The sequence below is a fragment of the Mesorhizobium sp. M4A.F.Ca.ET.022.05.2.1 genome (assembly GCF_003998845.1).
GTDB lineage: Bacteria > Pseudomonadota > Alphaproteobacteria > Rhizobiales > Rhizobiaceae > Mesorhizobium.
Genome location: NZ_RZOJ01000434.1, coordinates 1 through 5,047 on the forward strand (window position 1 = coordinate 1; position 5,047 = coordinate 5,047).

6 protein-coding genes are annotated in these 5,047 nt (G+C 63.2%); 5 read left to right on the forward strand and 1 reads right to left on the reverse strand.

Translation table 11 applies throughout. From position 1 onward, the window contains the following. Both EN745_RS29760 and gyrA read left to right on the forward strand, forming a co-directional pair. A partial coding sequence (locus tag EN745_RS29760; RefSeq protein ID WP_127422894.1) for a helix-turn-helix domain-containing protein occupies nucleotides 1–185 on the forward strand: 185 nt, incomplete at its 5' end. A 244-nt stretch (nucleotides 186–429) separates the two neighbouring features. Then, nucleotides 430–3,216 carry a DNA gyrase subunit A gene (gyrA, locus tag EN745_RS29765; RefSeq protein ID WP_126054742.1) on the forward strand — a complete coding sequence of 929 codons (2,787 nt, stop codon included), beginning with the start codon at nucleotides 430–432 and terminating at the stop codon, nucleotides 3,214–3,216. 71 nt (nucleotides 3,217–3,287) lie between these two features. Here gyrA and EN745_RS29770 read toward each other — a convergent pair whose 3' ends face one another. Further along, complete coding sequence (locus EN745_RS29770; RefSeq protein ID WP_126054741.1) at nucleotides 3,288–3,431, reverse strand: hypothetical protein; 144 nt, start codon at nucleotides 3,429–3,431, stop codon at nucleotides 3,288–3,290. A 191-nt stretch (nucleotides 3,432–3,622) separates the two neighbouring features. On the opposite strand from EN745_RS29770, the gene coaD reads away from it, so the two are divergent. The 3 genes from coaD to EN745_RS29785 form a co-directional block, all read left to right on the forward strand. Beyond that, on the forward strand, nucleotides 3,623–4,123 hold the full coding sequence (gene coaD, locus EN745_RS29775; protein ID WP_126054740.1) for a pantetheine-phosphate adenylyltransferase: 501 nt from the start codon (nucleotides 3,623–3,625) through the stop codon (nucleotides 4,121–4,123). A gap of 109 nt (nucleotides 4,124–4,232) precedes the next feature. Continuing rightward, nucleotides 4,233–4,727, forward strand: a complete 495-nt coding sequence (locus EN745_RS29780; RefSeq protein WP_245455680.1) for a peptidylprolyl isomerase — start codon at nucleotides 4,233–4,235, stop codon at nucleotides 4,725–4,727. Nucleotides 4,728–4,754: 27 nt separating this feature from the next. Next, nucleotides 4,755–5,047 (forward strand): peptidylprolyl isomerase (locus EN745_RS29785; RefSeq protein WP_189363197.1); only part of this gene is annotated, 293 nt, incomplete at its 3' end.

A 5,047-nucleotide genomic window follows, 5' to 3' on the forward strand; every position in this document is an offset into this window, starting at 1 on the left:
ACCAGTTCCTGCTCAAAACCAGGCTGCACAAGGCCGCCGTGCGACTGCGCACCTCCGACACGGCGATCTCGACGATCGCCTTCAACGCCGGTTTCAGCGACCTGTCGACCTTCAACCGCCGCTTCAGGCGCGAGATGGGAGAAGCGCCTGGCGCCTACCGCGCGCGCCGGACTGGCGGCTACTGAGGGCGCCCGCAACGCGGCCACCGGGGCCCGGTTCAGCGTACTTGCGGTCGCTCTCGGTGACGGCGATCGGCGACGAACCAGCCCCGGCGGCGGCGAAACCCACCGTGGCCATATCGTCGCAATCAGCGGTATCCTTTTGAAATTGCCGCCAAAATTGTCCCTGGAAAAGCGCCACGAAGATTGGAGTTTCGGCGCCGCTTCCTATATAAGCAGCGAGTGATTCCCGACTGGATTGTGACCTGATTTGACCGACCAGAAGACACCGCGCGGCGCCGACGGCGGCCCGACCGGCATCGAGCCGATTTCGATCATCGAGGAGATGCAGCGCTCCTATCTCGATTACGCCATGAGCGTGATCGTCAGTCGCGCGCTGCCCGACGTGCGCGACGGTCTGAAGCCGGTGCATCGCCGCATCCTCTATGCTTCGCATGAGAGCGGCTACCACTGGAACCGCAAATATGTGAAATCGGCGCGCCCAGTCGCCGACGTGATGGGTAAGTACCATCCACATGGCGACGCCTCTATCTATGACGCCCTGGTGCGCATGGCGCAGGACTGGTCGCTGCGCGTGCCGCTGATCGACGGGCAGGGCAATTTCGGCTCGATCGACGGCGATCCGCCGGCGGCGATGCGCTACACCGAGTCGCGGCTGACCAAGGTCGCGCATGAATTGCTGGAGGACATCGACAAGGAAACCGTCGACTTCCAGGACACCTACGACGCGTCGGGCAGCGAGCCGAAGGTTCTGCCGGCCCGCTTCCCGAACCTGCTGGTCAACGGCTCCGGCGGCATCGCCGTCGGCATGGCCACCAACATCCCGCCGCACAATCTCGGCGAAGTCTGCAACGGCGCCATCGCCCTCATCGACAACCCTGCAATCGACCTGCCGACACTGATGGAGATCGTGCCCGGTCCGGATTTTCCGACCGGCGGCATCGTGCTTGGCCGTTCAGGCATCTACAGCGCCTATTCGACCGGCCGTGGCTCCATCGTCATGCGCGGCCGCGTCAATATCGAGGCGCGCGGCAACGACCGTGAATCGATCGTCATCACCGAGATTCCCTATCAGGTGAACAAGGCCTCGATGATCGAGAAGATGGCCGAGCTGGTGCGCGACAAGCGCATCGAGGGCATTTCCGACATTCGCGACGAGAGCGACCGCCAGGGCTACCGCGTCGTCGTCGAACTGAAGCGCGACGCCGTCGCTGATGTCATCCTCAACCAGCTCTACCGCTTCACCCCGCTGCAGACCTCCTTCGGCGCCAACATGGTGGCGCTGAACGGCGGCAAGCCGGAAGTGATGACGCTGATCGACATGCTGAAGGCGTTCGTCGGTTTCCGCGAGGAGGTGATCAGCCGCCGCACCAAGTACCTTTTGCGCAAGGCGCGCGAACGCGCGCACGTCCTGGTCGGTCTCGCCATCGCCGTTGCCAACATCGACGAGGTGATCAAGCTGATCCGCACCGCGCCCGATCCGCAGACTGCGCGCGAGCAGTTGATGGAACGGCGCTGGCCGGCCCACGACGTCGCGTCGCTGATCAAGCTAATCGACGACCCGCGCCACCGCATCAACGAGGACGGCACCTATAATCTGTCGGAAGAGCAGGCCCGCGCCATTCTCGAGTTGCGCCTGCAGCGCCTGACTGCGCTCGGCCGTGACGAGATCGCCGACGAGTTGAACAAGATCGGCGCCGAGATCGTTGATTATCTTGACATTTTGTCGTCCCGCGCGCGCATCCAGCAGATCGTCAAGGACGAGCTGATCGCGGTCCGCGACGAGTTCGGCACGCCGCGCCGCACCGAACTCTCCGACGGCGGCGCGGACATGGAAGACGAGGACCTGATCCAGCGCGAGGACATGGTCGTCACCGTCAGCCATTCCGGTTACATAAAGCGCGTGCCGCTCTCGCTCTACCGGGCGCAGCGCCGCGGCGGCAAGGGCCGCTCCGGCATGTCGACCAAGGAAGAGGATTTCGTCACTCGCCTGTTCGTCGCAAACACGCACACGCCGGTGCTGTTCTTCTCCTCGCGCGGCATCGTCTACAAGGAGAAGGTGTGGCGACTGCCTATCGGCAACCCGCAGTCGCGCGGCAAGGCGCTGATCAACATGCTGCCGCTGGAGCAGGGCGAGCGCATCACCACCATCATGCCGCTGCCCGAGGACGAGGCAAGCTGGGGTGAGCTCGACGTGATGTTCGCCACCACGCGCGGCACCGTGCGCAGGAACAAGCTGTCCGACTTCGTCCAGGTCAACCGCAACGGCAAGATCGCCATGAAGCTGGAGGAGGAAGGCGACGAGATCCTCGGCGTCGAGACCTGCACCGACAATGACGACGTGCTTCTGACGGCGAATTCGGGCCAGTGCATCCGCTTCCCGGTCAGCGACGTGCGCGTCTTCCAGAGCCGCAACTCGGTCGGCGTGCGCGGCATCGCCATGGCCGAGACCGACCGGGTCATCTCCATGTCGGTGATCGAAAACGTCGACGCTTCGCCCGCCGAGCGCGCCGCCTACCTGAAGCGGGCGGCCGCGGAGCGGCGGCTTGCCGCCGGTGTTGCCGGTGAAGAGGAAGAGATCGCGCTGACCAATGAGGAGATCGGCGAGGAGGCGGAGCTTTCCGACGAACGCTACGAATTCCTCAAGGAGCATGAGCGCCTCGTGCTGACGGTGACGGAATATGGCTACGGCAAGCGATCTTCGTCCTACGACTTTCGACTGACCGGGCGCGGCGGCAAGGGCATCCGCGCCACCGACGTGTCGAAGACGGCCGAGATCGGTCGTCTCGTGGCGACCTTCCCCGTTGGCAATGACGACCAGATCATGCTGGTGTCGGACGGCGGCACGGTCATCCGCGTCCCCGTCAACGGCATCCGTTTCGCCAGCCGCGCCACCAAGGGCGTGACCATCTTCAACACGGCCGAAGGCGAGAAGGTCGTTTCGGTGGAGCGGATTTCGGAACCGCAATCGGATGAGGAAGAGAGCGTCGAAGGCGAGGCCGATGCCACGGACGATGCTCCGGATATTGCCGAATAAGCTTAAAACAGCAACGCCGGCCAGACGGCCGGCGCAATCGGGACTGTTCGCGCAATCAAGCGGGGCGCAATTCAGTAGTGGCGATAGGGTTTGCGGACTTCGAAGCGCCGCGTGTTCGTCTTGGCGCGAACGCGCACGGCTTCCTGATGCAGACCGAATGCGGTGGCGATCAGCATGGCGACTGTCATTGCGGTGGCTAGCATGTAGATCAGCATGTGCGTGTTCTCCTGCGCCTAATAACGGATAGATGGGACTTTGGTTTCATCTCCTGAAGCGGCAACCTAGTGAACGCTGCGTGAAACGTTCCTGATCGTCGCATTCATCTGTCGTTCAGTCTGCGAAAAGGTTCACGGATGCCGCATCAATCGGATTTGCCTTCCGTCCGCGCGCCCGCTAGAAGCCTGCCATGACCGAACGCATCGCCCTTTACGCAGGCTCCTTCGACCCGCTGACCAACGGCCATCTCGACGTGCTGAAGGCTTCGCTCGCCGTGGCCGACATCGTCTATGCGGCGATCGGCATCCACCCCGGCAAGAAGCCGCTGTTTTCATTCGAGGAACGGGTGAAGCTGATCGAAGCGGCGACCAAGGCCGAGTTCGGTCGCGACGGCGCCCGCATAAAGGTCGTGGCGTTCGATGGCCTGGTCATCGACGCGGCGAGGAGAGAGGGCGCCTCGATCATGATACGCGGCCTGCGCGATGGCACCGATCTCGACTACGAGATGCAGATGGCCGGCATGAATGAGACCATGGCGCCGGAACTGCAGACGGTTTTTCTGCCCGCCAGCCCGTCGGTCAGAACCATTACCGCCACACTTGTCCGCCAGATAGCCTCGATGGGAGGCGACATCCGCCCCTTCGTGCCGGCGGCCGTCGCCGGCGCGCTCACCGCCAAATTCGCGAAATAAAACTCCGGAGACTTCCATGCAGCTGAAGAAGCTCGCTTCGTTCCTCGTCGTGCTGGCCGGCCTCGTGGCGGCATCCTTCCCGGCCTTCGCCGCCGACAAGGAAAACACTATGATCATCACGCTGAAGGACGGCGACGTGACCGTCGCGCTGCGCCCCGATCTGGCGCCCAAGCACGTCGCGCAGATCAAGAAGCTGGTGCGCGAGGGCGCCTATGACAATGTCGCCTTCCACCGCGTCATCGACGGCTTCATGGCGCAGACCGGCGACGTCAAGTTCGGCAACATGAAGAAGGGCTTCAACCCCGAGGCCGTCGGCACCGGCGGCTCCGACCTGCCTGACTTGCCGGCCGAGTTCTCGCAGACCGAGCACTACAAGCGCGGCGTGGTCGGCATGGCCCGTTCGCAGGATCCGAATTCCGCGAATTCGCAGTTCTTCATCATGTTCGCGCCGGCGTCGTCACTCGATGGCCAGTACACCATCGTCGGCAATGTCGTCAGCGGCATGGAGCTGGTCGACAACATCAAGAAGGGCGACGAGGCGGACAACGGCACGGTCGCAGACCCCGACCGCATGGTCAAAGTGCGTATCGCCGCCGACAAATAAATCTGTTTTCTCAAAAGGATATCTGACATGGCTGAGATCAAGGACCGCGAAAACGCGCTCATCATGGAAACAACCAAGGGCAACGTCGTCATCGAAATGTTCCCCGACCTGGCGCCCGGCCATGTCGCCCGCATCAAAGAGCTCGCGCGCGAAGGCGCCTATGACGGCGTCGTCTTCCACCGCGTCATCGACGGCTTCATGGCGCAGACCGGCGATGTCAAGTTCGGCAATTCGAGCAAGGCCTCCTTCGCGCCTTCCCGCGCGGGCATGGGCGGCTCGGACAAGCCCGACCTGAAGGCCGAGTTCTCCAACGCCAACCA